At 66.9% G+C, this 236-nt stretch carries 1 protein-coding gene; it reads right to left on the reverse strand.

The window, feature by feature from the left end; translation table 11 throughout:
- Positions 1–236 (reverse strand): hypothetical protein (locus AC6LKD_RS32720; RefSeq protein ID WP_498118553.1); only part of this gene is annotated, 236 nt, incomplete at both ends.

Genomic DNA, 236 nt, shown 5'->3' on the forward strand with positions numbered 1-236 from the left:
CTGCTGGTAGGTGTAGGTGATCTTGCCGGTGGCGGCGTCGTAGCCGGTCAGCGTGAGCTTGCCTTCGGTGCCGTCGATGACACGCGGGGTGGTACCCAGCGCCTGCAGTTCGGCCACGGTGAGGGTGACGTTGCCGATCTTGACGGTGGCCAGGCCTTCCGGCGCGGTGACGGTCAGTTCGCCGGTGACCGGCTTGGTGGCGTTCTCGGCGATGCTGATGTTGCCAGCGTCTGCGC

The organism is Achromobacter sp. D7-1 (assembly GCF_059760445.1).